We start from the raw sequence: 25760 nt of genomic DNA, 5'->3' as shown, positions 1-25760 counted from the left end.
GGTTGCGGCACGCTTTCGTGCATCTTCATCCGGCCAGATGCCGGGACACAGGAGTATCGATGGATAGTTTCGAGATCGACGCGAAGCGCAGGCAATGGTTGTTGGGCTCGCTGGCCGCAGGTGCTGGCCTTATCCTGCCGTGGGACTTCGCTCGTGCACAGGGTCAGGCAAGCGACGACGTATTGAATATCGCTTACATCTCCGACGTGCCGACCTGGGACCCGACCGCGATCACGGTGCCGCAGGCGCAGTCCATCTACGAGACCGTCTTCGATTCGCCGTTGCGCTACTCGCCGAAGCTGGCGCTGGAAGCGCGCCAGATCACGGCATGGAAGTGGCAGGACAAGACCGACCAGCGACTCGAAGTCACCTTGCGCGACGACATCCTGTTTCATGACGGCTCGAAACTCACGACCGCCGACCTGAAATACAGCCTTCACGATCGTCCGTCCGCCGACAAGAAACTGGCTGTCGGCGGCATGTTCCAGACGCTGAAGGACGTCGAGATCATTTCGCCCACGCGCGCCGTGCTCGTGTATGCCAAACCGACGCCGGCCGCGCCGATCTATCTTGCGTTCCTCGCCGGTTATATCGTGCCGAAGGCGTACATGGAGAAGGTCGGCACCGATGGTTTCCTGGCGAAGCCGATCGGTGCGGGACCGTACAAGCTGGTCGACTATCAACGCGGTTCGCGCATCGTGCTCGAAGCCTTCGATAAATACTGGGGCGGCGTTCCGGCCATCAAGAACGTCACGTTCCAGATCACGACGGAACCGTCGGCGCGCGTGGCCGCGGTCGAGTCCGGACGCGCGGGCGTCGCCGTGCAGATTCCGCTGCGCGAGGCGCAGCGTCTCGCGAAGACGCCGGGCATCACGACGAAGGTCTATCCCTACAGCGAAATCTACATGCTGCGCATGCCGAACTACGTCAAGCCGTTCGACGACGAAAACGTGCGCGCAGCCATGCATTACTCCATCGATACCGCCGCGCTGTCCAAAGCGTTCTACGGCGGCGAAGCCGTGCCGTTGTCGGTCACGGCCACGCCCGGTTCGCCTGCGGACGTGCCGGGTTTCAAGATCGGCTTCGATCCGCAACGCGCGATCGCGGCGCTGGCGAAATCGGGTTATGGTCCGAACAAACCGGTGAAGGTGCCGTTTCTCACCACCAACGGCACGTTCCCGAGCGACTATGACATGGCGCGCGCTATCGCCGGCATGTGGCAGCGCGTGGGCATTCAGGCCGACCTCACGCAGACCACGATGGCGAAGGTGATCGGTGAGATCCAGGCGACGAAGATGAGCGGCGTGCTGCTCTATAGCTGGGCCAATTCGACCGGTGACCCCGAGAACTACACGGGCCGCATTCTCGACCCGCGCCTGCGTTTTTCCGCGTGGAAAGACGATGCGCTCGCGCCGCGCGTCGAAGCGCTGATGACTGAAGTCGACGAACAAAAGCGCATGGCGGGGTATCGCGCGCTCAGTCAGGAGGCGTCGGAGAAATCGTGGGTCGTGCCCTTGCTGCAGGCCGTGACCACGATTGCGTATCGATCGAATATCGACGTGAAGACGTTCGATAGCGGCTATATCCTGCCTGTCGAATACAAGCGTAAGTGATATCGGGTTCCTCGACTCGAGTCCCTCGAATCGAGTCCCTATTAACCAGGAGCATGCGATGCAGATTGAAGATTCCGTCGCCTTCGTGTCAGGCGCCAATCGCGGCGTGGGCGCGCGCTTTGTCACGAGCCTGCTCGAAGGCGGCGCGCGCAAGGTGTACGCTGCCGCGCGCGATTGCGCAGCCCTTGCGCCGGGCGACTCGCGGATTGTCCCGATCACGCTCGACATCACGGATCCCGAGCAGGTGGTGCAAGCCGCCGCCGCGGCAGGCGATGTCACGCTGCTGATCAACAACGCCGGCATCAACCGGCTCGAGCGAGCCATTCTTCCCCGCGACCACACCGCTGCCCGCGCCGAAATGGACGTGAACTACTTCGGCACGCTGGCCATGTGCCGCGCGTTCACGCCCGCGCTGATCGCCAATCGCGGCGCGGTTGTCAACATGCTGTCGATTCTCGCGCGCGTCGCCTTGCCCATGATGGGTTCGTTGTGCGCGTCGAAGGCGGCTGCGTTACGCATGACGGAATGCCTGCGCGCCGAACTCGCGGAACATCACGTACGCGTACTCGCCGTCTTGCCCGGTGCGATCGATACCGACATGAGCCGCGACTTTCCGCCGCCAAAGCTTGCGGTGGACGAAGTGGTCGATGCCGTGTTCGCCGCGCTCGCGAACGGTCCCGACGAAGTGTATGTTGGCGGCATGGCGCAAGGCGTCAGTGCGGGTCTCGCAGCCGATCGCGATGCAGTACAAAAGCAGTTCGCGGGTTATCTTTGAACGTCGAACAAGGAGAGAGATGATGAGCGGTCAAACAATACAGGTGACGGCGTACGACGGCGGCAAGTTCGCGGCGTATCTCGCGAAGCCGGCGCAAGGGTCCGGTCCCGGCCTCGTGTTGCTTCAGGAGATTTTCGGCATCAACGGGTACATGAAATCGATGGCCGACCGCTACGCCGAGGAAGGCTACGTGGTGCTCGTTCCGGATTTATTCTGGCGCATGAAGCCGGGCGTCGAGCTCGGCTACAGCGAAGCGGATTTCAAGGAAGCGCTCGGTTACAACGAAAGGCTCGACGAAGAGAACGCGGTCAACGATATTGCCGCGAGCCTCGCCGCAATTCGCGCATTGCCCGAGCAGGCAGGCAAGGTCGGCACGATCGGTTACTGCCTGGGCGGCCGTCTTGCGATGCTCGCAGCCGCGCGCACCGATGTAGATTGCGCCGTGAGCTACTACGGCGTGGGACTCGATGCATACACGAGCAAGATCCCGGCGATTCACTGTCCGATGATCTTCCACTTCGCCGAGAACGACGTGATGACGCCGACCGCATCGCGTGAAAAGATCATCGCAGCGCTGAAAGAAAAACCATCGATTGAAACCTATGTGTACCCGGGTTGCGATCATGCATTCGCCACGCCCGAGCGCGAGCACTTCGACAAACCCGCGGCCATGATGGCGTATTCGCGGACCATGGCCATGCTGCGTAAAGTCCTCGGTCCCGTGTACGACCTGAACCAGCTTTGGGAGATGCATTGCTACTACGAATTCGGCACGCGCGACGTCAATGCCGTTATGCCGACGATGGTGGCGCAGCCTTACGTCAACCACGTTCCCACGATGACAGGCGGCGTCGGCCATGACCAGCTCAAGCGTTTCTACAAGTACCATTTCGTCGATTCGAATCCCGCCGATACGCGTCTGATTCCGGTGTCGCGCACTATCGGCGCGGATCGCGTGGTCGACGAATTCGTGTTCTGTGCGACGCACGATCGCGAAATAGACTGGCTATTGCCGGGGCTCAAGCCGACCGGGAAGTACTTCGAAGTGCCCATGCTCGCGGTCATCTGTTTTCGCGGCGACAAGCTGTACAACGAGCATATCTACTGGGACCAGGCGTCCGTGCTGGTGCAGATCGGCGTGCTCGATCCGACAGGCTTGCCGGTTGCAGGCATTCAGACCGCCAAGAAGATGGTCGATGAAACTTTGCCGACGAATACGTTGATGCCGAACTGGGCGTCGAGTGAAGGCAAGCCAGTTTGATTGGGGAAAGGCGACGGGATCAAATGGCCCGTCGCTTGAGATTGAGAGGCGAACACTTCAGCGCATGAACAAGCCACCGTTCACATCCCAGCAAGCGCCGTTTGCGAAGTACGCATTCTCCGCGGCGAGCGTGACTGCCACATCGGCGACGTAATCGGCCGAGCCAAGACGTCCGCCTTGAATGCTCGCGATGACCGCGTTCAATTTGTCGGCGGGCACGCTTTCATGAACTACGGCCAAGTCCATCGGCCCGGGCGAAATCGCATTAACTGTGACGCCGTGCGATGCGAGGTCACGGGCGAACACCTTGGTAAGCGTGATGACGCCGCCCTTCGATGCCGCGTAGTGCGCACCCGTTGCAGAGCCCCCGTTCTGCCCCGCGAGCGACGCGATATTGACGATGCGCCCGGCGCCGGCATCGGCGAAATGCTGACCGAAAACCTGGCAGCCGAACAACACGCTGCGCAGATTCACCTGGATCACGTGGTCGAATTGCTCCGCAGTGATTTCCATCACCGGCACGACCTTCGATGCCCCCGCGTTGTTGATCAACGCGTCGATGCGTTGCCACTTGTTCAGGATCGCATCGCGCGCGGCTTCGAAATCGGCCTTCGATGTCACGTCGAGATTCAACGCAAACGCCGTCGAATGATCGGCGCTGAGTTCGCTCGCCAGGTCCTGCGCGGCGTTGAAGGCAATGTCGCCGATCGCCACGCGATATCCCGACTCGTGAAAGCGCCGCGCAATGACCGCGCCGAGACCCCGCGCCGCTCCGGTGATGAGGACAACCCTATCCGGCATGCTGCCTCCTATCATTGAGCGAGCGCGCCTTCAAAACAAGCCTCGAAACAAGCTTCAAAGCACGCAGCGATGGCGCACACGAGTTCGTCCGCACCCCTGCGCCCGACGATCTGCAACCCTGCACGCAGAGGCGAACCGGCTATTGGCAGGGGCAGGCTGAGCGCCGGATGACCGCTAAGATTGAACGGCCGGATCAAGGATGACATGGCAATCACCGGTGTGCCGTTTCTCGCCGCCTCGAGTGTGATCGGCAGCGCGGGCAGCGTCGGCAGCACGATGGCGTCGACGCTTTGCAACGCATGATCGACCTCGGCGGTGAAGCGGGCGCGCACCGATTCCGCGACGACCAAGTCCGCCTCTGTTGTCTTCGACGCAGCGCGCAGGCGTGCGTCCAGATCCGCACCGAGCTTGCCGGTCTCGAGCAGATGCCCGAACGCTGCCCATGTTTCGGCGTTGATCACGGTCAGGCCTGCATCGAAAGCGGCACGCAAGTTGAGCAATTCGATGCTTCGCGATGCAAAGCCCGCTAGCGATGGAGCGTTTGTCACGGCGTCGCTGATCTCGCGGGTTGCATCGACGGACGCCACGCCGATCCTGAGCGAAGACGGCAACGTGTTCGCCACGCCTTCATCGAAACCGGGAGCGATAGCCGCCATCACGTCGATCAGCGTCAGCATCTCGCGCGCAAACGGTCCGACACAATCGAGCGTAGTCCGTGCAGGCGCGACGCCGCGTCGCGACACCCGCCCAAACGTCGGCTTCATGCCGATCACGCCGCAGCACGCCGCCGGACCGCGCACAGAGCCGCCGGTATCGGTTCCAAGCGCCGCACTCGACAGATGCAGCCCGACCGCCGCAGCCGATCCGCTCGACGAGCCGCCGGGAATGAGCGTCTCATCTTGTGGATTATCGGGTGTGCCGGTGTAGTCGTTGATTCCGGTCATGCCGAACGCCAGCTCGTGCATGTTGGTCTTGCCGACCACTCGCCAGCCCTGCGCGAGCAGGCGGTCCACCACCTCCGCATGACGTTCCGCCGGCGGCGCGTCTGCCAGCGCGCGGCTTGCCGCCGTCGTCGGATAACCCGCGACGTCGATGGTGTCCTTGAGCGCAATGGCCGGGCCGTCGGCGTCGCCAAGCGTAAATTCGCTGATGAATTCGTTCATTGCCGAAGGGTGCCGAGGGCGCCGGCGGGAGAGGGATGAACCTGCCAGGGGGCATCGAACAGGCGCTGCGTACGGAAATGCCTGATGAGCCAGCTCTTGCCATCGGTGGCCGGCACGAAATCCACTTCAAGTCTCGCGGATATCAACTCGGCGCCTCCCGTCACATAGCCCGATGCCTGCAACATGATCCAGCGTCCCGTGGCATGCGCCGCGCGGGCGTCGACATCGATTGTTTCCGATGTCAGGAAGTGCGTGTTGACGCGGAAATGCGGCGTGGGCGGCAGATAGCGCGCGAGCATCGCGACGATCGATTCGCGGCCGGTGAGCGCGCCGAACTTTTCTGCGTACTGCGGACCAACGCCTTGCCATACGGCATCTTCGCTGAACAGCGCGGCAAGCGTCTCGTTCTGTAAGCCGCCCGATGGAACGTCGCACAGCGCCATGTATCGCGTCATGGTCCGGCGTACCGCGCGCTCAGCCTCGAGCACGGCGAGCCGGGCGGTCATCTCGGCCAGCGTCGCTTTCATCATCTCGTTCGACGGCTCGTTCATGTCGGGTTCGGCACGGTCAGTGCGCGGCCTACGCGGGCTTCGATCTTGCCGTAGCGCCACAGGTTGTATTCACCCACGGGCGTGCTCCGGTACAGGTTGCAGACGGCCGCCGCTGTGTCGAAGCTAGCGACATCGGCCATGATGTAGAAGGTCCACGGCGCACTGTCAGCCTGACCCACGACGAGCCGGTCGTCGTCCATGATGCCGAGGACCTTGACCTCTTCCATGGCCTCGATGCTCTTCAGCATGACGCCATACGCTTGCCAGACCGCGCTGATCTGCTCGCGCGGAAGGTCGAAGAAATTCTGGGTCACGCCGCAGCAAAACAGTACGCGCAGAGGCAGCGATACGTTGTCCGTCATGGTGGATTTCTCCCGGGAGTGCACTAGAGCAGGAAACCGATCGCGCTGAGCGCGTCGGTGGAATCGATCAGCCTGACAACCTTCTGCTCGATGCGCGGTTCACCGTCTGACAGGTTGATGCGATGCTCCACGTCCGCCGCAAACAGCGTGGCGACACCGCGCTTGTACGCCACGACCACCTGCGCGGAGCGTACGTCGACCGTGTCCGCCGAGTCACTCGAGATTGTGAAACGCGACACGGTGCGTACCGTGCGCGCGGCGTCCGTGACGGACGGTGAATAACCCGAGCTCAGCCGTTGCACGCGTAAGGCTCGCATGTGGCGATCGTCGTAGACGTAGTTCAGTGTTGTTGCGAAGTCGGTCGCCGCCGGGTCGATGGGAACCACGTAGAACCCGTCGGATGACCACAGTTCCAGCCACGCGCGATAATCCTTTCGATCCAGCAGTTCGGCTTCGCGCCAGATGAACTGCACGGCTTTCGCAAACGCGGGCTGCATGAAGAGGGCGTTGGTATCGTCCATGTTATTGCTGCTCCATCATCTCGCGCCATTTCGCGTAGGCGGCGCGCATGCCGGTTTCGTCGGTGGCATGTGCCGTTTTTTCGCCGTTCGCCGCCGTGGTTTCGCGGTTCAATCCGCGATTGACGAGGATCGGCACATCGGGTCCGGCATGCGAGCCGCGCTGCACGCGCTCCCACGCTTCGGCGTCGTCGGGGCTGCCAAAACCGAATGGGCCCTGGAAATGTTCATGCACGCGCAAGCGCGCCCGGTTGGCTTCCTCGGGGCCGCCGTCCATGCCGAGTGCAACATGACGGATCTCGGTTTCCTCGACGGAAATGGGCCGCAGCACGCGGAAAAACGCCATCGACAACGCCAGGTTGGGAAACAGGTTCAGATTGAAGCCGACGCCCATCAGCGAGCGCACGATTCGCCTCACCTGATCGGGCGGATAGTCTTTCGCCAGAGACTCCGCGAGGGCCTCGTAGCGCGCCGGAATAGGCGCGCCGTTGTCTTCGTCCAGGTCGACGATCTCGGGCACCAGGACAGCAAGACTATGGCCGTTGCCAAGCGAGCGGCAAAACGCTTTGTCGCTGGTCATGAAGCTGGTAATGGCGGCAGCGGTTTCGTCGTCGATGGTCTTCATCCATGACTTGTGGACGACCGGGAAGTGATACAGGTCGGTCGTGTTTTCGAGCTGGATCTTCCAGTTGCCCTTGAACTTGAACTTGTGTTCGCCGTTCGCCTTGACCGGATATCCCGCGCCCTGTTTCATGAACAGGTCGATCCACGGTTTCGCTCCGCCGAGAAAATCCTCCAGCGGTTCGATCGACTGGTCGAAGCTCGCGAAAATCAGCCCCTGATAGACACCGACGCGCAGGCTTTTCAGCGGCAGTTCGGTTTTATCGACGATACCTTCATAACCGTCGCCATAAGGCAGCGCGCGCAGTGCGCCGTCGAGCGCGTACGACCAGCTGTGATAAGGGCAGGTAAAGCCGCGCGCGTTGCCCTTGTGCTGCTCGCATACGGTGGCGCCCCGATGGCGGCAGCGGTTCTCGAGCACATTGATTGCACCGGTCTTGTCGCGGACAACGATCACCGGTTGGCGTCCGATTGTCGTTGTACGGAAGTCGCCCGGCTTCGGGAGTTCGCTTTCATGGGCAACCCAGATCCACGTCTTGTAGAAGATGCGTTCGAGCTCTGCTTCGAAAATCGCAGGATCGTTATAAAGCGACGGCGAAACGCGGTCGGCTTCGGCACGCTTGTAGAGCGCGCTCGTGTCGATGGCCTGAGAGGCCGTGTGGGGGAAATCGCTCATCGATGACCTGAGTAGAGTGGAGGGCCGTGACGCTAGTTATGAATCGAAGTGTCGGGCGCTGGTGCCCATAGGTCAAATTCATCTAAAATCGGTAGGTTCATCAATGCGGCAAATATCATGACCTCTATCGATCACGTCGACCTCAACCTGCTACGTGTCTTCAACGCGATCATCGAAGAACGCAGCCTGACGCGCGCGGGGCAGCGGCTGGCGTTGTCGCAGCCGGCGGTCAGCTATTCGCTCGGGCGGCTGCGCACGCTCTTCGACGACCCGCTTTTTATCCGCACGCGCGTTGGCATGCAGCCGACGCCAATCGCGCTCGAACTGGCCGCCATCGTGGCGCGGGCGCTGGATACGGTGCGCGAAGCACTGCGCTATGCAGAACGCTTCGATCCGAGCATCAGTACGCGGACCTTCAGGCTGTCGTTATCGGATGCGGGGGAATTGGCGTATCTGCCGCCGATCTGCGCGGCGTTGCAACGGCTTGCGCCGCGCGTCAAGTTGCGTATCGAGCCGACGCCCGTGGAGGAGATTGAAGAAGCGTTGAGGGTAAGCCGGCTGGATTTCGCGATCGGCAATTTGCCGGAGCTCACGGCGCGAACGCGCCATCGGCTGTTATTCGAGGAGACCTATGTCTGCATGACGCGCAAGCGCCGGGGGTTGCCGAGCGGCGCGCAAATCGGCCTGGCCGCGTTTACCGAAGCGCCGCACGTGCAAATATTGTCGGTCGAACACAGTCACCACGCACTGGAAGACGCGTTCCGCTCGCAGGGCGTCGGGCGCAATACACTGCTGGAATTGCCGCACTTCGTCGCATTGCCCAGCGTGCTCGCTGTCACGGATTACTACGCGACCCTGCCGCGCCGGCTAGCCCAGATCTTTAACCGCGATGGACGCTTTCGGGTCTACGAATTGCCGGTGCAATTACCCGGTGCGACCGTCACGATGCATTGGCACGAGAACTTCGACAACGACGAAGGCAACGCCTGGCTTAGAGAACTGCTGAGCGAGATGGTGCAGACCTTCGATCAGTTTCCGTAGGGCGGCGCTAGAGGTCGAGGACGAGAAGCGGAGACCGTGAACGCGAGACGCAGCAGCAAATGACCGCACCGCCCGCGCGCTCCGCTTTGCTCAGGCATTGATCGCGATGCTCAGGCTCGCCGCTGACGACATCGACCATGCAGGTGCCGCAAATGCCTTCGCCACATGACGTGTCGATAAGGATGTCGATGGACGCAAGCGCCTCCACGATCGACATGCCCTTGTTCACCCGCACTCTGGATCCCGTGCTGACGATTTCCACTTCGAAGGAATCGCGAGCAGGCGCTATGGCGGCGGTCGCAGCGGGATCGGCGGCAAACCGTTCGAGATGTATTGATTCAGCGGGGACGTATCGTTCCGCAACGCTCACCACTCTGTCCATGAACGCGCCCGGGCCGCATGTGTAGAGGTGGGCGTTGCGGTTCACGCCCACGAGACACCCCATGACTTCGGCATCGACTCGATCCGGATCGACGCCGCAGTGAAGCGCCACGTGATCGGCGAATGGCGGTTGCGAGAGCAACGGGAGGAATGCCGCGCTGGCGTGGTCGCGAATGAAATAGTGCAGCTTGAATGAGGCTTTCTGGCGAACCAGGCGGTACGCCATGCTGAGTAGCGGCGTAATGCCGATCCCGGCCGCGATCAGGATATGTTCGGTGGCCGTTGCGTCGAGGCGAAACAGGTTGCGCGGCGGCCCGATTATCAAATGCGTGCCAGCCTCCACGTGGTCGTGCAACGAACTCGATCCTCCACGCGACGCGTCTTCGCGCTTGACCGCAAAAAGATGCTGCTCCAGGTGATCCGGGTCGCCACACAGCGAGTATTGCCGCGTGACGCCGGAGGGACTGGTTACGTCGATGTGAGCGCCCGGCTCGTACGCGTCAAGCGGCGCGCCGTCGACGCGCGAGATGGCGTAGGAGCGGATGCCGGGGGCCTCGTCGCGCACGGCATTGACGCAGACGGTGATCAGGGAAGAACTCATGGCTTGTGGAGGCTGTTTTACGATTGACGCGCGGTACGGCATCAAGGGATTTGGCCGGAGCGCGCTGTAATGGAAAATACAGGCAGATTCCACATAGGCCAAATCGATAATAAATTGATCGTGGTATCAGTCCAGTTTATTTTTATCGAAGATAAGGCTTACCGTGCAGAAATGCAAAAAGCCGATGCCGGGAGAACGCAAGTTCTCCCGGCATCGGCTTTTTGCACTCTTTGGCGTTACGACGGGAGCGGATGTTGATCGATCGCTCCCGGCCGTACGGCCTCGGAATTATCTATGCGAGTAGGTCGACAGTTCGTTGCTCGCGCGGACACGGCTGCCCGATTGCGATTGCGTGTCTTGCACGCCGCCGTACGACTTTGCGTCGGTGTTAGCTTGTGCGTTTTCCGCCGCAACGGTTTGTGCGCTTTGGCCGCGTTGCGATGCCGGTGCGCCGACGAGCGGGTTGTACGAAGGTGCCGGGCCGTAGCCGCTGCTTGCGAATGCCGGCGCTGCCAAGGCAGCAGAAGTGGCGATCAACAACGTGGCGATAAGATTCTTGTTCATGATGCGCTCCGATTTGCTTGGGTTTTAAGGGGCGCAGTGGCTGGCTTTTGTTGCTCACTGCGTCGATGAAATGCAGTGTATACCCTTACTATCGAAGTATTGTCTCGATAGTTTTGAATTAACTATTCGGGATCGGTGAATAATCAGATGCGGGTTTTTGCGTTCGCCCGGCGCAAGCAAGCTAATCGTGCAGCGTATCAATGATGGCCGCGGTGATCCCGCTGCGCCCATACGACGCCCTCTCGATCATCCCGACCGTCCGCAGAATCGCCGGCTGTGCAATCGAAATCAGCCGCAGCGACGGATCCGTCTGCCACCCCGCGCGATGCAGTTGCGGCAACACCGTCACCCCCACGTTCTTCCTCACCAACGCGACAATTGTCTCGATGGAGTTCAGTTCCAGATACTCGTTCACCTCCAGTCCGAGCGCCGTCAGTGCCTGATCCACGACCACGCCCGTGCGCACCCGCCGGTCGAAACGCAAGAAACCGTATGAGGCAAGGATCCGGCGTGGATCCGTATCCGTGATCTCGCGGCTCACAATAAGCATCAGTGGCTCCGTGTATAGCGGCGTCCACTTGAGCGTGTCAGGCAGGGTTTGATCGGGCCGCGCCACCACCGCCGCAATGTCCACTTCCCCTTGCTCCACCATGACTGTCAGCTCATCCGAGCGGGCGGACAACAAACGGACATCCAGCCCAGGGTGTGCTGTCTTTAGCCGGGCGACGCCCAACGAGAGCGCACCAATCACCGAGACAACAGCGCCGATCGCCACGGGCCCCTGCATGGACCCAGCCGGCGTGGCTTCCAGTTCATCAAGCAAATCCAGTATCTGCTCGACCTTCGGACGAATCTCGTGCCCCTGCCGGCTCAGCACGATCTGGCGCGCGCTGCGGTCAAACAACTGGCGGCCAAGCGCCTGCTCCAGCCCGCGCATCTGCAAGCTGACAGCCGCCTGGGTGAGCGCGACCTTGTCGGCGGCGGCCGCGAACGAGCCGGTCCGCGCAACCGCTCGAAACGTCTTCAGCATTCGAATAGTCGGCATTGGTTATTCAAGAGAAAGTTAAGCATCAAAAAGAAAGTTTAATATTTCCTGATGCATCCTGACCGACATAATTACTTATGAAAATTTCGTGACTCGCGAGTCGCCGTTTTGCGGCAACCAGCCCGCAACCGAATAAGGGCTCCGGCTCGCCGCCCGTTTTGCCACGCAGCGGAGTATTGGAATTTGTCGACGTTAAACAAGCTGCCTGTGAATCAGCCTGATCTCCCCGATCAGGTGAATCAACCTGCCAAGCACCCCGTACTCGAAGTCAGCGGCTTCTCGCTGAAATTCTCACGCGCCGCGCACGTCCCGAATCTCGTCGAGGACGTCTCGTTCTCCGTGAACGCGGGCGAAACGCTGTGCATCGTCGGGGAGTCGGGTTGCGGCAAAAGCGTCACGTCGCTGGCGTTGATGGGTTTGTTGCCGAGCCCGCCGGCGAATATCGTCGCGGGAAAGGCGATGTTCGACGGCCGCGACCTCTTCAAGCTGACCGAACGCGAACTCGCCGATATCCGTGGCAACCGGATGTCGATGATCTTCCAGGAGCCGATGACCTCGCTCAATCCCGCGTTCACCATCGGGCATCAGATCGCGGAATGCGTGCAAAGGCATCGTGGATTGAAGGGCGCGGCGGCGCGGAAGGTTGCGCTGGATATGCTGCGCCTCGTGCGCATTCCCGCGCCGGAAACGCGGCTCGATGCGTATCCGCACGAGTTGTCGGGCGGCATGCGCCAGCGCGTGATGATCGCCATGGCGCTCGCCAATCGCCCGCAATTGCTGATCGCCGATGAACCCACCACCGCACTCGATGTGACCATCCAGGCGCAGGTTTTATTGCTGGTGCGCAGCCTGCAGGCCGAAACCGGCACGGCGATGGTGTTGATTACGCACGACCTTGGCGTCGTGGCCGAAGTGGCCGATTACGTCGCGGTGATGTATGCGGGGCGGATCGTGGAATATGGCTCGGTGAATGAAATCTTCGATGACCCGCAGCATCCTTACACCATTGGTTTGATGGGCGCGATTCCATCGGTGGGGAAGCGCGAAGGCGCGTTGGCGACTATTCGTGGCTCGGTGCCATCGCCGGAGCAAATGCCGAAAGGTTGCAGGTTCGCGCCGCGTTGTCCGTTCGCCGAGCAGCGATGTATCGATCAAGTGCCGCCGGATAAAGTAGTCGACGGCTCGCACCGGGTGGCGTGCTGGGTCGCGCCGGTTGAAGCGGTCGCTTTGAGCGAGGCCACCGCATGAACCCCATTATCGAAGCGCAAGAACTCACGAAGCACTTCGGCGGCACCAGAAACATGTTCACGCGTGCGCCAACCGTCTACGCGGTCAACGGGGTCTCGTTCTCCGTGCAGCAGGGAGAGACTTTCGCCATCGTCGGTGAATCCGGTTGCGGCAAGTCGACGCTCGGACGTCTGCTGCTGCGTCTTATCGATAGCACCGAAGGCCGCGTGATCTATCAAGGCCGCGATATCACGCACCTTGGCACCGAGCCCATGCGCCACCTGCGACGCGAGATGCAGATCATTTTCCAGGACCCGTTTGCATCGCTGAATCCGGGGATGACGGTGGGGCAGATTATCGGCGAGCCCATTGCGTTGCATGGTCTTGCAAAGGGCAGCGCACGCAATGAACGTGTGGCTGAACTGCTGCGCACAGTCGGCTTGCAGCCGGGTTACGCCGAGCGATATCCGCATGAGTTTTCGGGCGGGCAGCGGCAGCGTATCGGCATTGCTCGTGCGTTGGCGGGCGAGCCGAAACTGATTGTTGGCGATGAACCCGTGTCCGCGCTCGATGTCTCCGTGCAGGCCCAGGTGATCAATCTGCTCGAGTCGCTCAAGCAGGAGCTTGGCCTGACGCTGATCATGATCGCGCATGACCTCGCGGTGATCCGCCACATGAGTGATCGCGTGGCGGTGATGTATCTCGGCGAAATCGTGGAATTGGCTGATGTAGACGATCTCTTCGATCAAGCTTTGCATCCGTACACGCAAGCGTTATTGCAGGCGATTCCGGCGAGCAGCCCACAACAGCGCCGCAGCAAACCTTCATTGACGGGCGATCTGCCAAGTCCGACCACGCCGCCTTCGGGCTGCCGTTTTCATCCACGTTGTCCGCACGCAAAAGCGCGTTGCGCCGACGAGCAACCGGTGAGCGAAACCCTGGGAAACGGCCATCGCGTCGCGTGCCATTTCTGGCGCGAGATACAAAACGCGGGCGGCGGCGCGCCGCTGGTTTCCGTCGTCAGCCCGAAGCTCACCGAGCGGCTCGCGGTGTATCGGCAGCGCCAGACGCTGGCCGACAACAGCATTCAAGAACAATCGAACACACGATAAAACGGGGAAATTCAGATGCGAAAAATTCTCTTGGCCGCGGCGCTTGCCGCCAGTACCAGCGCCGTGATGGCTCAGTCGAACTCGACTATCCGGATTGGCTTGCAGGACGATATCGGTACGCTCGATCCGGCACGTAGCGGGCAGGTGGTCGATCGGATTGTGTTCAGTTCGCTGTGCAATTCGCTGGTGGATATCGGCCCGGACCTGAAGATCGTGCCCATGCTCGCCACCTCCTGGAGCATGAGCGCCGACAACAAGACACTCACGTTCAAGCTGCGCCAGGGCGTGAAATTCCACGACGATGAGCCGTTCAACGCCGCCGCCGTCAAGGCGAACCTCGACCGTTCGCGCTCGATGCCCGCGAGCAATCGCAAGAGCGAACTGGCATCGATAGATCACGTAGACGTGGTCGACGACTCCACCGTCGCGATCGTCTTAAAAGCACCGGACGCCGCGTTGCTCGCGACGCTCACCGATCGCGCCGGCATGATGCTCGCGCCGAAAACGCTCACCGATGACGCGGGAGTTTCCACGCATCCGGTCTGCTCCGGTCCGTACAAGTTCGTCGAGCGTGTGCAGAACGACCGCGTGGTGCTGCAGAAATTCGCTGGCTACTGGGACGCCGATAAATACCCGATCCAGAAGGTCATCTTCCAGCCGATTCCCGACAGCACCGTGCGCCTCGCGAACCTGCGTTCGGGTTCGCTCGACATGCTGGAACGTCTTGCGCCTTCCGATGTGGCATCGGTGAAGAGCGACAAGAACCTCAACTTCATTTCGATGAGCGGCTTAGGTTTCTACGACTTGACCTTCAACGTCTCGAACGGACCGCGCGCGCCGAAGGCGTTCAAGGACAAACGTGTGCGCCAGGCGTTCGAGCTTGCCATCGACCGTGACGCGATCAACCAGGTGATCGGTGGCGGAATTTTCGCGCCAATCGGCCAGGCGATACCGACAAACAGCCCGTACTTCGATGCATCGATCAAGACCACCAAACGCGATATCCCGAAGGCGAAGGCGTTGTTGAAGGCGGCGGGTTTCGAGCAACTGAATGTGGAGCTGACCTTCGGCAACAACACGGTATCGAACCAGATGGCGCAGATGCTGCAAGCCATGCTCTCCGAAGCCGGCATCAACCTGAAGCTGCGTCCGACTGACTACGCCGCGGCGCTCAATGCATCGACGAAAGGCGACTTTGAATTGTTGTATCTGGGCTGGTCTGGCCGCACGGACCCGGATGGCAACCTGCATCAGTTCGTGACGTGCAAGGGCAACCTGAACTACGGGCGCTATTGCAATCCCGACGTGGACAAGCTGCTGGACGACGCGCGCGTGAAACCGACGGTCGTCGAACGCAAGCCGATCTACGACGCCGCGCAAAAGCTCCTCGCCGATGAAGACCCGATCATCTACCTCTACGCCCAGCCGTGGCCGTACGCGATGTCCAAGAAGGTGCAGGGCTTTGCGCCCTATCCCGACGGCTTGATTCGTCTGCGCGGCGTGAGCATCAAGGGATAGCACGCTTATGTTGCGAATCATCGCCAACCGCGCGCTCGTAGCCATCCCGACACTGATCCTGGTGTCGATGATGATCTTCGGCCTGCAAAAAATGCTACCCGGCGATCCGGTTCTGGCGATGGCCGGCGAAGACCAGAACCCACAGGTCATCGCTACATTGCGGCTGAAATATCACCTCGATGAACCCGTGCCCGTGCAGTACGCGCTCTGGGTGCGGGACATCCTGCATGGCGATCTCGGCGCATCGCTGAGAACAGATGTCCCGGTGACCAGGCTCATCGCGCAGAAGTTGCCGGTGACGCTGCAACTCGCCATCATGGCGATGATCTTCGCGATCGGCATTGGTTTGCCGCTGGGGGTTTTATCGGCGGCCAACAAGGGACGTGCGCTCGACTACGGCGCAAATGTGCTCGCGCTTACCGGCATGTCGATACCGAACTTCTGGCTCGGGATCATCCTGATCTTTCTGGTATCGGTGAAATGGCAGTTGTTGCCATCGTCGGGATATGTGTCGCCGACCGAGGACTTCTGGTTGAGCATCAAGACCATGCTGATGCCCGCGTTTGTGCTTGGCGCGGCGCTCGGCGCGCAGTTGATGCGCCACACGCGTAGCGCGATGCTGAGCGTGCTGCGCAGCGACTACATCCGGACAGCGCGTGCGAAAGGGCTGTTACGCGGCGCTGTCGTGGTCAAGCACGGCTTCCGTAACGCACTGATTCCGATCGTCACCGTGCTTGCGTTGCTGTTCGGTGAACTGCTCGCGGGCGCCGTATTGACGGAGCAAGTGTTCACGATTCCGGGCTTCGGCAAGCTGGTAGTCGATGCCGTTTTCAATCGCGATTACGCCGTCGTTCAAGGCGTGGTGCTCGTCACGGCGGTGGGATTTATCGTGGTGAATCTGTTCGCCGATGTTCTGTACATTCTGCTCAACCCGCGGCTGAGGAGAAGCTGATGGCGACTATTGCGGAAACTGTTTTGCCGCGTCGTAAGCGCAATCGCGCACTGGGTCGCTTCATGCGCAATCGTGCGGCTGTCGCGGGCGCGGCGATTGTGCTGCTGGTGATACTCGTGGCTATCTTTGCACCGTGGCTCTCGCCCTACGATCCGATTCAGGCGAGCTTCATGACGGTGCGGCAGGCGCCATCGGCTACTCACTGGTTTGGAACCGATGAACTCGGTCGCGACGTGCTCACGCGCTTGCTATGGGGCGCGCGTGCTTCGTTGCTGGCGGGTGTGGTGTCGGTGGGTATTGCTGTGGTGATCGGCGTACCGCTCGGTTTGCTCGCGGGCTACTTCGGCAAACTCGTCGATGGCATCATCTCGCGCTTCACCGACGCGCTGCTGTCCATCCCGTTCCTGATCCTCGCCATTGCGCTCGCTGCGTTCCTTGGGCCCAGTCTCACGAACGCGATGATCGCCATCGGCGTCTCCGCGATGCCGCGCTTCGTGCGCCTCACGCGCGGCCAGGCAATCAGCGTCAAGGCCGAAGACTATGTGGAAGGCGCGCGCGCCATCGGGCTTGGGCACTTCCGCATTATCGTCCGCTATATTTTTCCGAACGTGCTGCCGCCGATCATCGTGCAGGCCAGTCTCACAGTCGCCATGGCGATCATCGCGGAAGCCAGCCTGTCGTTCCTCGGTCTCGGGCAATTGCCGCCCGCGCCGTCGTGGGGATCGATGCTGAACACCGCAAAGGACTTCGTGAGCCAGGCGCCGTGGATGTCGATCTTTCCGGGCATCGCCATCTTTCTGGCGGTGCTCGGCTTCAACCTGCTCGGCGATGGATTGCGGGACGCACTCGATCCGCGTGAGCTTTGAACCCCGTTGAACCCAATACCTTCTTCAATCAAAGAGACGAGTTTCCCATGACCCGCTTCAACTGGCAGAACCCCTATCCCACCCCGCGCTTGCCCGTGTTCGCGCGCAATATTGTGTCCACTTCGCATCCGCTCGCCGCGCAAGCCGGCTTGAGGATGTTGTGGAAAGGCGGTAACGCCGTCGACGCGGCCATCGCTGCGGCGGCTGTGATTACGCTGGTCGAGCCGGTTTCGTGCGGCCTCGGCGGCGATGCGTTTGCGCTCGTTTGGGATGGCACGAAGCTGCACGGGCTGAACGCGTCGGGCGTGTCTCCGGCGGCCTGGAATGTCGATTACTTCAAGCACAAATACGGCGAGCAAGGCGGCCTGGCGAACCAGCCGAAACGCGGTTGGGACGCGGTCACCGTGCCCGGCGTGATCGCGGGATGGGAAGCGCTGCACGTGAAGTTCGGCTCGCTGCCGTTCGGCGATCTGATGGAACCGGCTATTGAAATCGCCGAGCGCGGGCATGCGGTGGCGAACATCGTCGCGTACAAGTGGGCGGCGGCGATCCCGGAGTTGAAAGACCAGCCCGGTTTCGCCGATGCCTTCATGCCGCGCGGCCGTGCGCCGGAGGTCAGCGAACTGATGCGTTACCCGGGTCACGCGAAGACCCTGCGTGCGCTGGCCGAACATGGACCGCGTGCGTATTACGAAGGCGAGATCGCGGAGAAGATCGCCGCGTTCTCGAAGCAGGGCGGCGGCGCGATGACGGCGGCCGATCTGCGTAATTACAAGGCCGACTGGGTCGAGCCGATATCGAAGGATTATCGCGGATATACGGTGCATGAAATTCCGCCGAACGGGCAGGGCATCGCCGCGCTGATCGCGCTCGGTATCCTCGATAAATTCGATGTGAAGTCGCTGGCTGTCGACAAGATCGAGTCGCAGCATTTGCAGATTGAAGCCATGAAGCTCGCTTTCGCCGATGTCTATCAGTACGTCGCCGATCCGCGCTCCATGGACGTCACGCCGGAGCAGATGCTCGACGACGCGTATCTCACCGAGCGCGCCAAGCTTATCGATCCGAACAAGGCGAAGCACTTCGACTTCGGCATGCCGCCGGCGGGCGGGACGATCTATATGTCGGTGGCTGACGAACGCGGCATGATGGTGAGTTTCATCCAGTCGAACTACATGGGCTTCGGCTCAGGCGTGGTCGTGCCGGAGTCCGGTATCGCGATGCAGAACCGTGGGTTTGGTTTCTCGATGGACCCGAAATCCGCGAACGTGGTGGAAGGCGGCAAGCGGCCGTTCCACACCATCATTCCAGCGTTCCTGACGCAAGAGGTGAACGGTACTCAGGAAGCGGTGATGAGCTTCGGCGTGATGGGCGGCGACATGCAGCCGCAAGGCCATCTGCAGTCCATCGTGCGGTTGCTCGACTACGGCCAGCAACCGCAAGCTGCCTGCGATGCCCCGCGCTGGAAGGTCAACCGCGATTTCACCGTCGATGTTGAATCGACGCTTGATCACGAAACGGTGAAGGCGCTAGAAGAGCTGGGCCACACGATCAAATCCGTCGACGATCCTTATATGGACTTCGGTTCGGGCCAGTACATCTGGAAGCTGGACCGCAACGATCCCGAGCGCGGTTACGTGGCAGCCAGCGATAGCCGCAGAGATGGACTGGCGGCGGGGTTCTAAGAAAAGATACGCTTCGTTACCTTTATCGCATTCTGGTAGCACCTGTATCAGCGAGCTCCTCCTACACTCGGTTGCGTAAACAACACGTTTGCACACCATGTGCACGGAGAGACACAATGAATAAGAAGATCCTGGGTGCTGTACTGGGCTTGAGCGCGTTGATGGTGTCAGCGGCGGCGTCCGCTCACGTCGATGTCTCCGTGGGGATCGGCGTGCCGGGTTACTACGCGCCGGCACCGGTGTACGTTGCGCCGCCACCGCCTGTCGTCGTGGGCTATGGTTACGGCGGCTATGGTGGTTATCGCGACGAGGGCTGGCGCGAACGCGAATGGCGTCACCGTGAATGGCGCCATGACGAAGGGCGGGATCACGGCTGGCACGGCGACCACCACGGTGACCGTGATTGAGTTTTGACTGGCGCTCTGATCGGCTAAGGCGCCGGTTGGATCGCGAAATATTCCGCACAAAGAAGGGCCGTTCCGATCGACGTTGGAACGGCCCTTTTCATTGGCGCATGATCGTATGAATTTGTGATCTCCTAGCCCGGCGTCCGGATTTTTGATCCGTTACGTTATCGATCTGTGCTTTTTAAGGAGACGCAATGACGCTGCCCACCTTTTCGATGGTCGATACCGCGCCCACGCCGGTCGGTCCTTTTTCTCACGCAGCCGAAGCGGATGGCTGGGTGTTTCTCACCGGTCAAATGCCGACCGATCCCGCCGATGACTCGAAGCCCTTGCCCGAGGGCGTTGAGGCGCAAACGCGACGGGTGATGGATAACCTGATTCTTGTGCTGCAAGGGATCGGGTTGTCGTTGGATAACGTGGTTAGCGTGCGGATTTTCCTGACTGAATTCAAACGCGATTACGCCGCGATGAACGAGGTTTATAAAGGCTATTTCTTGCCTAAGCCGTTGCCGGCGCGCACGTGTATCGGCGTGACGGGGTTGGCTCGCGATGCACTTGTCGAGATTGATTTTGTCGCCAAGCGTTGAGCCTATCTATGGGCGTTTCGGCGTCGCCGACGAATCCACGTAACGGAAGGTGAGGTTGATCCGTTCGCCGCGAGCTTCCGGTTCCTTCGGCACTCTATGCGCCCAGTCGAGTTGAGTGCGACCCTGCATGATGAGCAAGCTGCCGTGCGTGAGTTGAAGCGCATGCGTCTGGCGGGTTTTGGTATGCCGGAACTCGAAGGTTCGCGTCGTTCCCAAACTCACTGAGGCTATGACCGGTTGTGGCCCCAACTCGCGCTCCTTGTCCGCATGCCAGCCCATGCTGTCCATACCCGTGCGGTAGCGGTTGAGCAACACACTGTTGAAGCGGGTCTTCGATTCTGCTTCTGCCTGTGTTTTTAACGTCAGGACCGTCGGGGTCCACGACTTGGGAATGTTGCGGATGCCGGAGTACACGTAGACCGCGCCGGGGTCCCCCTGCCAGGCCGTCAAGCGCGGGAAGGGCACCTTGCCGGCGGGCGTGTTCATGACGTCCTGCTGCCAGGTGATTTCATCGATCAGCGCCGCTAACGTGTCCGATGCAGTCGCTGCATCCAGCCAGTCTGGCAGCCAGACGATGTCGGGCTTGGGGATGTCGTCGAAGAGGTCGAACATGGCGGCTTTTCGCCTTCTGGGGCGGGGCTGGGTTAGTCACCATAAGTTAGCAGATTGTCAGCCTCGGAGCTTGCGCTCTCATATCTCAATGAGCAAGCTTCGTCACCGTCACCCGCTTCCTCAACACCCGAGCTTGCAGCACGATCACCAGCAACAAAAACACGCCCCGTATTACCGATTGCCAATACGCCGACAGGCTTATAAAACCCAAGCCGTTCTCGAAGTTGAGCAGGTTGAACACCAAACCCAGCAGCGTGACGCCGGCAATCGTCATTGCTATTGATCCTTGTCCGCCGGTCAATAACGTCCCGCCCAACACCACCGCCGATATCGCGAACAACTCCCAGCCCACGCCCTCGTTTGGCTGGCCCGCGCCGAACTGCGCAGCGAGAATCGCGCCCGCTAATCCGGCCAGCAAACCGCTCAACGCATAGACGGCCACCAGCGTCCGGTCCACATTCAACCCCATTAAACGCGATGCTTCTTCGCTGCCGCCTATTGCAAGCGCATGTCGCCCGAAGCGTGTGCTTCTTAGCGCCAGCCAGCCCAATATCGCAGCGACGGCCGCCACGATTCCCGGTATCGGCAGCCCCAATAAATCGCCTTGGCCGAAGTTGCCGAAACTCGAACTGGGCGCGATTGAGACGGCATCGTTATGCCCCAGCAATAACGCCATTCCATGCGCTCCGAGGCTCGTCGCCAACGTCACGATGAACGGCAAGATCCGCATGTGCGTAATGACCAGGCCGTTCAACATGCCGACCGCGAGTCCCGCTCCCGCGCCGGCCAGTACTGCGACCATGCCGCCATGTGGACTTGCCAACGCCGCTACAACACTCGCCAACGCCGCCACCGCGCCCACCGATAAGTCAATGCCACCCGTGATGATCACGAACGCCATACCCACCGATATCAACGCGAACATCGAGTTGTATCGCCAGAATGAATTGATGTTGTAGGCCGATGCAAAGTGGTCGTATCGAAGCACGCCGAGTACGAGCAACGCCGCTAACGCCAACAGAATGGGAAGGTTCTTTTTCACGTCGATATCTCCCTAGCGCTGACGCCGCTGTACATACACTGCGGCAATGATGATGCCCGCTTTCACCACGAGCGCGGCCGCGTCGGGAATGCCGTGGGCGAGGAGGGTATATCGCAGCAACTGGATGATCAGCGCGCCAATCAACGTCCCGACTATGTACGCCTTGCCGCCCGTCAACGCCGTCCCGCCGACCGCGACCGCAGCAATCGCATCGAGCTCGGAACCTACGCCAATCACATTGGCATCCGACGAAGAATTCACGGATATCGATATCAACCCCGCCAACCCCGCGAGCGCTGCGCACAAGGTGTACGCGATCATCTTCACGCGCGCCGTTGGAATGCCGCTCAAGTAGGCGGCCTGTTCGTTGCCGCCCGTCACGAGCAAGTACTGCCCGAATAAGGTCTTGCGCACGATCCATGCAAACAACGCGACGAGCGCGAGCATCAGGAACACTTGCGCCGGTACGCCCGCCACGCGACCCAGCGCGATCCACTGGAACGCAGGGTTGTTGAAGGCTTGCAGGCTGCCATCGGTGAACACTTGCGCAATGCCCCTTCCCGCGATGAACAGCACCAACGTCGCGACAATCGGCTGCACGGCAAGCCTCGTCACGAGGAAGCCGTTGAACACGCCGCAGAGGGCGGCGGCCATTACGGGCAAGACAAAGGCTAATGCAATGCCGAACGGTCCCGCTATGTTCATGAAGATCATCGGCGCGAGCGAACCCGCAATCGCCATCGACGCGCCCACCGATAAATCGATACCCCCCGTCGCCACGACCAGGGTCATCCCAATGCCGACGATCACAATCGTCACCACTTGCGTCAGGTTGACGTTGAAGGTCTGCAGCGACCAGAAGTGCTGCGTGAAGAGCAAGTTGAAGACGATCATCGCGAGCAGCACGGCGATCTCGCGTTGAACCGTGATTCGATACTTCTTCTTCGGCGCTGCTTGTACAAGCGGGGCGGCTGTGGCCGGCTGCGTTTTCTGATTCATGGCTGACCTTCTTTAGCATCGACGGCTTCGGCCAGCGCGGATTCCTCGCCTGATCCGTAAGCGATCGCGTCCATGATCGACGCCTCGCTCATGCGCGCGCCGTCGAGTTCGGCGACGCTCTTGCCATCGCGAATCACGACCGCGCGGTCGGCCACCGCAGTGAGCTCTTCCAGTTCCGATGCCGACAGCAACACCGCCAGCCCCGAGTCGCGCAAGTCGCGGATGATCTTGGCGACATCGGCTTTCGCGCCGACATCGATTCCTCGTGTGGGCTCGTCGAGTAGCAGCAAGCTTGGGTTCGTCGCTAACCAGCGCGCCAGCAAAACCTTCTGCTGGTTACCGCCCGACAATTCCCGAATCGGCTGATCGGGTGAACGCAATTTGATCCCCAGCGATTCGATAAACCGATCCACGATCTCCCGTTGCTGCGCGACATCGACTACGCCGCGTTTTGTCAGCGTACGCAGACACACGAGCGTGAGGTTGTCGCGCACCGACAACTCGGGCACGATGCCATCGCCTTTGCGGTCCTCGGTGAGATACGCGATACCACGCGCAATCGCGTCTTGCGGCGACTTGAACGTGACTGGCTTGCCATTGATGGAAAGCGAACCCCGCTCGGCCGGATCCGCGCCGAACATCAGCCGCATGGTTTCCGTGCGGCCCGAGCCGAGCAGCCCGGCTAGACCGACAGCCTCGCCTGAGTGAACATCGAGCGATACGTCCGTCACCTTCGCGCCCGCACCGATGTTCGTCGCGCTGATCGCCGTCGCCCCGCGTTTCGCGAGATTGGCTTCCTTCACGGCGCTGTCTTCATGCACGACGGCAGCGAGCGTGCGGCCGAGCATGGTGGTCACAAGTTGCAGTTTGTCGAGCGCGGCCATCGGGCTTTGCGCCACGGTCTGTCCATCGCGCATCACGGTGACGCGATCACATAGCGCATACAATTCATCCAGCCGATGCGACACAAAAATCACTGCGCGGCCATCATCGCGCAAACGCCGCACGACGCTGAACAGCAACTCGACTTCGCGTTCATCGAGCGAGGACGTGGACTCGTCCATGATGACCATCTTCGCCTCCGACGATACCGCCCGCGCCAGCGCCACCATTTGCTGAATGGCCGTCGAAAACTCACGCACGGGCTTGCTCACATCGATCTGCAAGCCAAAGGAGTCGAGCAATTCCTGTGCGCGCCGATGAATCGTCTTCCAGTCGATCAAGCCAAACCGGCGCGGCTCGCGGCCCAGAAAAATATTCTCGGCAATCGAGCGGAACGGGACGAGATTGATCTCCTGATAGATCGTGCTAATACCGGCTTCGCGTGCTTCTTTCGGGCTGCGGAAATCGGCTTCGCGACCATCGAAGCGAATGGTGCCGGCCGTGCGCCGATAGGCGCCGGTGAGAATCTTGATGAGCGTCGATTTACCCGCGCCGTTTTGTCCGATCAGCGCATGCACCTCTCCGGCTGACACGGACAACCGCGCATGGCGCAACGCGGCTACGCCGCCAAAGCTGATGTCGATGTCCTGCATCTCGAGCAGCGGCGGGCGGGTCATGGAGGAAGATCCAGATTGCGGCGTGTTCATCTAGCGCGTCTCCCTGGCGTTGGTTTCCCGCGATCAATGCGGTCCATCCGCCGGATACAAAAGAAGCGACGGCCCGCTAAAGACCGGGCGCGCCGCTTCGAACACCTTCGTTGCTCTGTACCAAGCGTCACACGTTCGCTGAAGGCGTCCGCTTAATAGCCGTATTGCATGCTCTGCGCTACGTTGCTTTTATCGTAGAAGCGGTCGGAGACTTTCACCCATGGCGGGATCGTTTCACCCTTCGCGAACTTCTGCGCCACGTCGCATGCGAGCGGGCCGAAGAACGGGCTCGACTGCACGCTCGCACCGAGTTCGCCGGCGGCGATCGCGTCCATGCCGCCCTTCGTTCCGTCGATAGTCACAATCGTGATGTCCTTGCCCGGCTGCTTGCCAGCCGCCTTGATCGCAGCGATTGCGCCGAGCGCCATTTCGTCGTTATGCGCGTAGACGGCGGTTACATCGGGATGCGCCTGGAGCAGCGTTTCCATGACTTGCCGGCCTTTGTCGCGCGCAAAATCGCCGCTTTGCGATGCCACGATCTGCATACCCGGATTCTTCGCGATCAGGTCGTCGAAACCCTTCTTGCGATCGTTCGCAGCGGACGCGCCCGTCGACCCTTCCAGCTCGATGATCTTGGCCTTGCCGCCGGTCGCTTTAATCAGCCAGTTGGCCGCGCGTTGCCCTTGGTCGATGAAATCCGAGCCGATGAACGTGATGTAGTCCTGGCCCGCTTTCGCGACCGATTGATCCACGTTACGGTCGACCAGGATCACGGGAATACCCGCTTTCTTAGCTTGCAACACGATTGGCGCAAGCGGCTTTTCTTCACGCGGCGGGAACACGATCAGGTCGACGTGCTGCGCGATCATGCTCTGGATATCGGCGACCTGTTTCGATGCCGAACTATTCGCATCGGTCATCACCAGTTGCCAGCCGCACTTCGCCGCGATGTCCTTGAAGCTCTTGGTTTCGGCCAGACGCCACGGGTTGTTGCTCTCGGTCTGAGCGAAGCCGACGCGCAGTGGCTTCTTGTTCGCGAGTTTCGGCAGGCCGGCGTCATCGGCGTGGGCGATGCTGAAGCCCACCGACATCGACAGCGCGAGCACGGACGCGGCAAGCACGCGCAACGGGAATTTGCATTTGTTGAAGTTTTCAAGCGACAGCATGTCTTCCTCCGGTATGGATGGTCCT

At 60.8% G+C, this 25760-nt stretch carries 26 protein-coding genes; 12 read left to right on the top strand and 14 right to left on the bottom strand.

The window, feature by feature from the left end; all coding sequences use genetic code 11:
• Positions 1–59: 59 nt before the first annotated feature.
• From EOS_RS25730 to EOS_RS25720, 3 genes are read left to right on the top strand one after another with little or no spacing between them, the layout of a single operon-like run.
• Positions 60–1613, top strand: a complete 1554-nt coding sequence (locus tag EOS_RS25730; RefSeq protein ID WP_053064040.1) for an ABC transporter substrate-binding protein — start codon at positions 60–62, stop codon at positions 1611–1613.
• A gap of 58 nt (positions 1614–1671) precedes the next feature.
• Positions 1672–2388 carry an SDR family oxidoreductase gene (locus tag EOS_RS25725; RefSeq protein WP_047895002.1) on the top strand — a complete coding sequence of 239 codons (717 nt, stop codon included), beginning with the start codon at positions 1672–1674 and terminating at the stop codon, positions 2386–2388.
• A gap of 22 nt (positions 2389–2410) precedes the next feature.
• Positions 2411–3649: a dienelactone hydrolase family protein gene (locus EOS_RS25720; protein ID WP_047895001.1), complete on the top strand. Its 1239-nt coding sequence runs from the start codon at positions 2411–2413 to the stop codon at positions 3647–3649.
• Between the two features lie 57 nt (positions 3650–3706).
• Here EOS_RS25720 and EOS_RS25715 read toward each other — a convergent pair whose 3' ends face one another.
• The 6 genes from EOS_RS25715 to EOS_RS25690 are packed head-to-tail and all read right to left on the bottom strand — an operon-like array spanning position 3707 to position 8341.
• A complete protein-coding gene (locus EOS_RS25715) occupies positions 3707–4450 on the bottom strand; it encodes an SDR family NAD(P)-dependent oxidoreductase (RefSeq protein ID WP_047895000.1) in 744 nt (247 codons plus the stop codon).
• A gap of 11 nt (positions 4451–4461) precedes the next feature.
• Positions 4462–5613 carry an amidase gene (locus tag EOS_RS25710; protein ID WP_047894999.1) on the bottom strand — a complete coding sequence of 384 codons (1152 nt, stop codon included), beginning with the start codon at positions 5611–5613 and terminating at the stop codon, positions 4462–4464.
• Positions 5610–6164, bottom strand: coding sequence for a nuclear transport factor 2 family protein (locus EOS_RS25705; protein WP_235442971.1), 555 nt, complete (start codon positions 6162–6164; stop codon positions 5610–5612). Before EOS_RS25705 ends, EOS_RS25710 begins: the two co-directional genes overlap by 4 nt.
• A complete protein-coding gene (locus EOS_RS25700; protein WP_047894998.1) occupies positions 6161–6526 on the bottom strand; it encodes a hypothetical protein in 366 nt (121 codons plus the stop codon). Before EOS_RS25700 ends, EOS_RS25705 begins: the two co-directional genes overlap by 4 nt.
• A 23-nt stretch (positions 6527–6549) precedes the next feature.
• On the bottom strand, positions 6550–7047 hold the full coding sequence (locus EOS_RS25695; protein ID WP_047894997.1) for an aromatic-ring-hydroxylating dioxygenase subunit beta: 498 nt from the start codon (positions 7045–7047) through the stop codon (positions 6550–6552).
• A 1-nt stretch (position 7048) separates the two neighbouring features.
• On the bottom strand, positions 7049–8341 hold the full coding sequence (locus EOS_RS25690) for an aromatic ring-hydroxylating oxygenase subunit alpha (protein WP_047894996.1): 1293 nt from the start codon (positions 8339–8341) through the stop codon (positions 7049–7051).
• A 117-nt stretch (positions 8342–8458) separates the two neighbouring features.
• Here EOS_RS25690 and EOS_RS25685 point away from each other — a divergent pair, with 117 nt between their 5' ends.
• Complete coding sequence (locus EOS_RS25685) at positions 8459–9382, top strand: LysR family transcriptional regulator (protein ID WP_047894995.1); 924 nt, start codon at positions 8459–8461, stop codon at positions 9380–9382.
• A 7-nt stretch (positions 9383–9389) separates the two neighbouring features.
• Here EOS_RS25685 and EOS_RS25680 read toward each other — a convergent pair whose 3' ends face one another.
• The 3 genes from EOS_RS25680 to EOS_RS25670 all read right to left on the bottom strand — a co-directional run bounded on the left by EOS_RS25680 (position 9390) and on the right by EOS_RS25670 (position 11973).
• Entirely contained in the window at positions 9390–10364 is a 975-nt protein-coding gene (locus EOS_RS25680; RefSeq protein ID WP_047894994.1) for a PDR/VanB family oxidoreductase, read from the bottom strand.
• A gap of 288 nt (positions 10365–10652) precedes the next feature.
• Positions 10653–10928, bottom strand: a complete 276-nt coding sequence (locus EOS_RS25675) for a hypothetical protein (RefSeq protein WP_047894993.1) — start codon at positions 10926–10928, stop codon at positions 10653–10655.
• Positions 10929–11109: 181 nt separating this feature from the next.
• Complete coding sequence (locus tag EOS_RS25670; RefSeq protein WP_047894992.1) at positions 11110–11973, bottom strand: LysR substrate-binding domain-containing protein; 864 nt, start codon at positions 11971–11973, stop codon at positions 11110–11112.
• 207 nt (positions 11974–12180) lie between these two features.
• Here EOS_RS25670 and EOS_RS25665 point away from each other — a divergent pair, with 207 nt between their 5' ends.
• From EOS_RS25665 to EOS_RS25630, 8 genes are all read left to right on the top strand, one after another.
• Complete coding sequence (locus tag EOS_RS25665) at positions 12181–13221, top strand: ABC transporter ATP-binding protein (RefSeq protein WP_235442970.1); 1041 nt, start codon at positions 12181–12183, stop codon at positions 13219–13221.
• Positions 13218–14312: an ABC transporter ATP-binding protein gene (locus tag EOS_RS25660; RefSeq protein ID WP_047894991.1), complete on the top strand. Its 1095-nt coding sequence runs from the start codon at positions 13218–13220 to the stop codon at positions 14310–14312. The genes EOS_RS25665 and EOS_RS25660 overlap by 4 nt, the downstream gene beginning before the upstream one ends.
• 15 nt (positions 14313–14327) lie before the next feature.
• Positions 14328–15830 carry an ABC transporter substrate-binding protein gene (locus EOS_RS25655; RefSeq protein WP_047894990.1) on the top strand — a complete coding sequence of 501 codons (1503 nt, stop codon included), beginning with the start codon at positions 14328–14330 and terminating at the stop codon, positions 15828–15830.
• Positions 15831–15837: 7 nt separating this feature from the next.
• Positions 15838–16782, top strand: coding sequence for an ABC transporter permease (locus tag EOS_RS25650; RefSeq protein ID WP_047894989.1), 945 nt, complete (start codon positions 15838–15840; stop codon positions 16780–16782).
• Positions 16782–17648, top strand: coding sequence for an ABC transporter permease (locus tag EOS_RS25645; RefSeq protein WP_047894988.1), 867 nt, complete (start codon positions 16782–16784; stop codon positions 17646–17648). Before EOS_RS25650 ends, EOS_RS25645 begins: the two co-directional genes overlap by 1 nt.
• A 47-nt stretch (positions 17649–17695) precedes the next feature.
• The gene (locus tag EOS_RS25640; RefSeq protein WP_047894987.1) at positions 17696–19333 is read left to right on the top strand and encodes a gamma-glutamyltransferase family protein; all 1638 of its coding nucleotides are present in this window, start codon (positions 17696–17698) and stop codon (positions 19331–19333) included.
• A gap of 116 nt (positions 19334–19449) precedes the next feature.
• The gene (locus tag EOS_RS25635; protein ID WP_047894986.1) at positions 19450–19740 is read left to right on the top strand and encodes a hypothetical protein; all 291 of its coding nucleotides are present in this window, start codon (positions 19450–19452) and stop codon (positions 19738–19740) included.
• Between the two features lie 194 nt (positions 19741–19934).
• Entirely contained in the window at positions 19935–20327 is a 393-nt protein-coding gene (locus tag EOS_RS25630; protein ID WP_047894985.1) for a RidA family protein, read from the top strand.
• Between the two features lie 6 nt (positions 20328–20333).
• Here EOS_RS25630 and EOS_RS25625 read toward each other — a convergent pair whose 3' ends face one another.
• The 5 genes from EOS_RS25625 to EOS_RS25605 all read right to left on the bottom strand — a co-directional run bounded on the left by EOS_RS25625 (position 20334) and on the right by EOS_RS25605 (position 25735).
• A complete protein-coding gene (locus tag EOS_RS25625; RefSeq protein WP_047894984.1) occupies positions 20334–20939 on the bottom strand; it encodes an alpha-ketoglutarate-dependent dioxygenase AlkB family protein in 606 nt (201 codons plus the stop codon).
• An 85-nt stretch (positions 20940–21024) separates the two neighbouring features.
• On the bottom strand, positions 21025–21981 hold the full coding sequence (locus EOS_RS25620) for an ABC transporter permease (protein WP_047894983.1): 957 nt from the start codon (positions 21979–21981) through the stop codon (positions 21025–21027).
• Between the two features lie 12 nt (positions 21982–21993).
• Positions 21994–22980, bottom strand: a complete 987-nt coding sequence (locus EOS_RS25615) for an ABC transporter permease (RefSeq protein WP_047894982.1) — start codon at positions 22978–22980, stop codon at positions 21994–21996.
• The gene (locus EOS_RS25610) at positions 22977–24539 is read right to left on the bottom strand and encodes a sugar ABC transporter ATP-binding protein (protein ID WP_047894981.1); all 1563 of its coding nucleotides are present in this window, start codon (positions 24537–24539) and stop codon (positions 22977–22979) included. Before EOS_RS25610 ends, EOS_RS25615 begins: the two co-directional genes overlap by 4 nt.
• Positions 24540–24721: 182 nt before the next feature.
• Complete coding sequence (locus tag EOS_RS25605; protein WP_047894980.1) at positions 24722–25735, bottom strand: ABC transporter substrate-binding protein; 1014 nt, start codon at positions 25733–25735, stop codon at positions 24722–24724.
• Positions 25736–25760: the final 25 nt, after the last annotated feature.

The sequence above is a fragment of the Caballeronia mineralivorans PML1(12) genome (assembly GCF_001028175.1).
GTDB lineage: Bacteria > Pseudomonadota > Gammaproteobacteria > Burkholderiales > Burkholderiaceae > Caballeronia > Caballeronia mineralivorans.
This window is presented reverse-complemented; position numbering and strand designations above follow the sequence as displayed.

Excerpts from the sequence above, each read along its gene's own strand:
- EOS_RS25605 (WP_047894980.1), bottom strand. The coding sequence starts at position 25,735 with ATGCTGTCGCTTGAAAACTTCAACAAATGCAAATTCCCGTTGCGCGTG.
- EOS_RS25660 (WP_047894991.1), top strand. The coding sequence starts at position 13,218 with ATGAACCCCATTATCGAAGCGCAAGAACTCACGAAGCACTTCGGCGGC.
- EOS_RS25640 (WP_047894987.1), top strand. The coding sequence starts at position 17,696 with ATGACCCGCTTCAACTGGCAGAACCCCTATCCCACCCCGCGCTTGCCC.
- EOS_RS25695 (WP_047894997.1), bottom strand. The coding sequence starts at position 7,047 with ATGGACGATACCAACGCCCTCTTCATGCAGCCCGCGTTTGCGAAAGCC.
- EOS_RS25635 (WP_047894986.1), top strand. The coding sequence starts at position 19,450 with ATGAATAAGAAGATCCTGGGTGCTGTACTGGGCTTGAGCGCGTTGATG.
- EOS_RS25670 (WP_047894992.1), bottom strand. The coding sequence starts at position 11,973 with ATGCCGACTATTCGAATGCTGAAGACGTTTCGAGCGGTTGCGCGGACC.
- EOS_RS25710 (WP_047894999.1), bottom strand. The coding sequence starts at position 5,613 with ATGAACGAATTCATCAGCGAATTTACGCTTGGCGACGCCGACGGCCCG.
- EOS_RS25685 (WP_047894995.1), top strand. The coding sequence starts at position 8,459 with ATGACCTCTATCGATCACGTCGACCTCAACCTGCTACGTGTCTTCAAC.
- EOS_RS25690 (WP_047894996.1), bottom strand. The coding sequence starts at position 8,341 with ATGAGCGATTTCCCCCACACGGCCTCTCAGGCCATCGACACGAGCGCG.
- EOS_RS25625 (WP_047894984.1), bottom strand. The coding sequence starts at position 20,939 with ATGTTCGACCTCTTCGACGACATCCCCAAGCCCGACATCGTCTGGCTG.
- EOS_RS25630 (WP_047894985.1), top strand. The coding sequence starts at position 19,935 with ATGACGCTGCCCACCTTTTCGATGGTCGATACCGCGCCCACGCCGGTC.
- EOS_RS25675 (WP_047894993.1), bottom strand. The coding sequence starts at position 10,928 with ATGAACAAGAATCTTATCGCCACGTTGTTGATCGCCACTTCTGCTGCC.
- EOS_RS25715 (WP_047895000.1), bottom strand. The coding sequence starts at position 4,450 with ATGCCGGATAGGGTTGTCCTCATCACCGGAGCGGCGCGGGGTCTCGGC.
- EOS_RS25610 (WP_047894981.1), bottom strand. The coding sequence starts at position 24,539 with ATGACCCGCCCGCCGCTGCTCGAGATGCAGGACATCGACATCAGCTTT.
- EOS_RS25655 (WP_047894990.1), top strand. The coding sequence starts at position 14,328 with ATGCGAAAAATTCTCTTGGCCGCGGCGCTTGCCGCCAGTACCAGCGCC.
- EOS_RS25730 (WP_053064040.1), top strand. The coding sequence starts at position 60 with ATGGATAGTTTCGAGATCGACGCGAAGCGCAGGCAATGGTTGTTGGGC.
- EOS_RS25615 (WP_047894982.1), bottom strand. The coding sequence starts at position 22,980 with ATGAATCAGAAAACGCAGCCGGCCACAGCCGCCCCGCTTGTACAAGCA.
- EOS_RS25680 (WP_047894994.1), bottom strand. The coding sequence starts at position 10,364 with ATGAGTTCTTCCCTGATCACCGTCTGCGTCAATGCCGTGCGCGACGAG.
- EOS_RS25705 (WP_235442971.1), bottom strand. The coding sequence starts at position 6,164 with ATGAACGAGCCGTCGAACGAGATGATGAAAGCGACGCTGGCCGAGATG.
- EOS_RS25650 (WP_047894989.1), top strand. The coding sequence starts at position 15,838 with ATGTTGCGAATCATCGCCAACCGCGCGCTCGTAGCCATCCCGACACTG.
- EOS_RS25720 (WP_047895001.1), top strand. The coding sequence starts at position 2,411 with ATGAGCGGTCAAACAATACAGGTGACGGCGTACGACGGCGGCAAGTTC.
- EOS_RS25700 (WP_047894998.1), bottom strand. The coding sequence starts at position 6,526 with ATGACGGACAACGTATCGCTGCCTCTGCGCGTACTGTTTTGCTGCGGC.
- EOS_RS25725 (WP_047895002.1), top strand. The coding sequence starts at position 1,672 with ATGCAGATTGAAGATTCCGTCGCCTTCGTGTCAGGCGCCAATCGCGGC.
- EOS_RS25645 (WP_047894988.1), top strand. The coding sequence starts at position 16,782 with ATGGCGACTATTGCGGAAACTGTTTTGCCGCGTCGTAAGCGCAATCGC.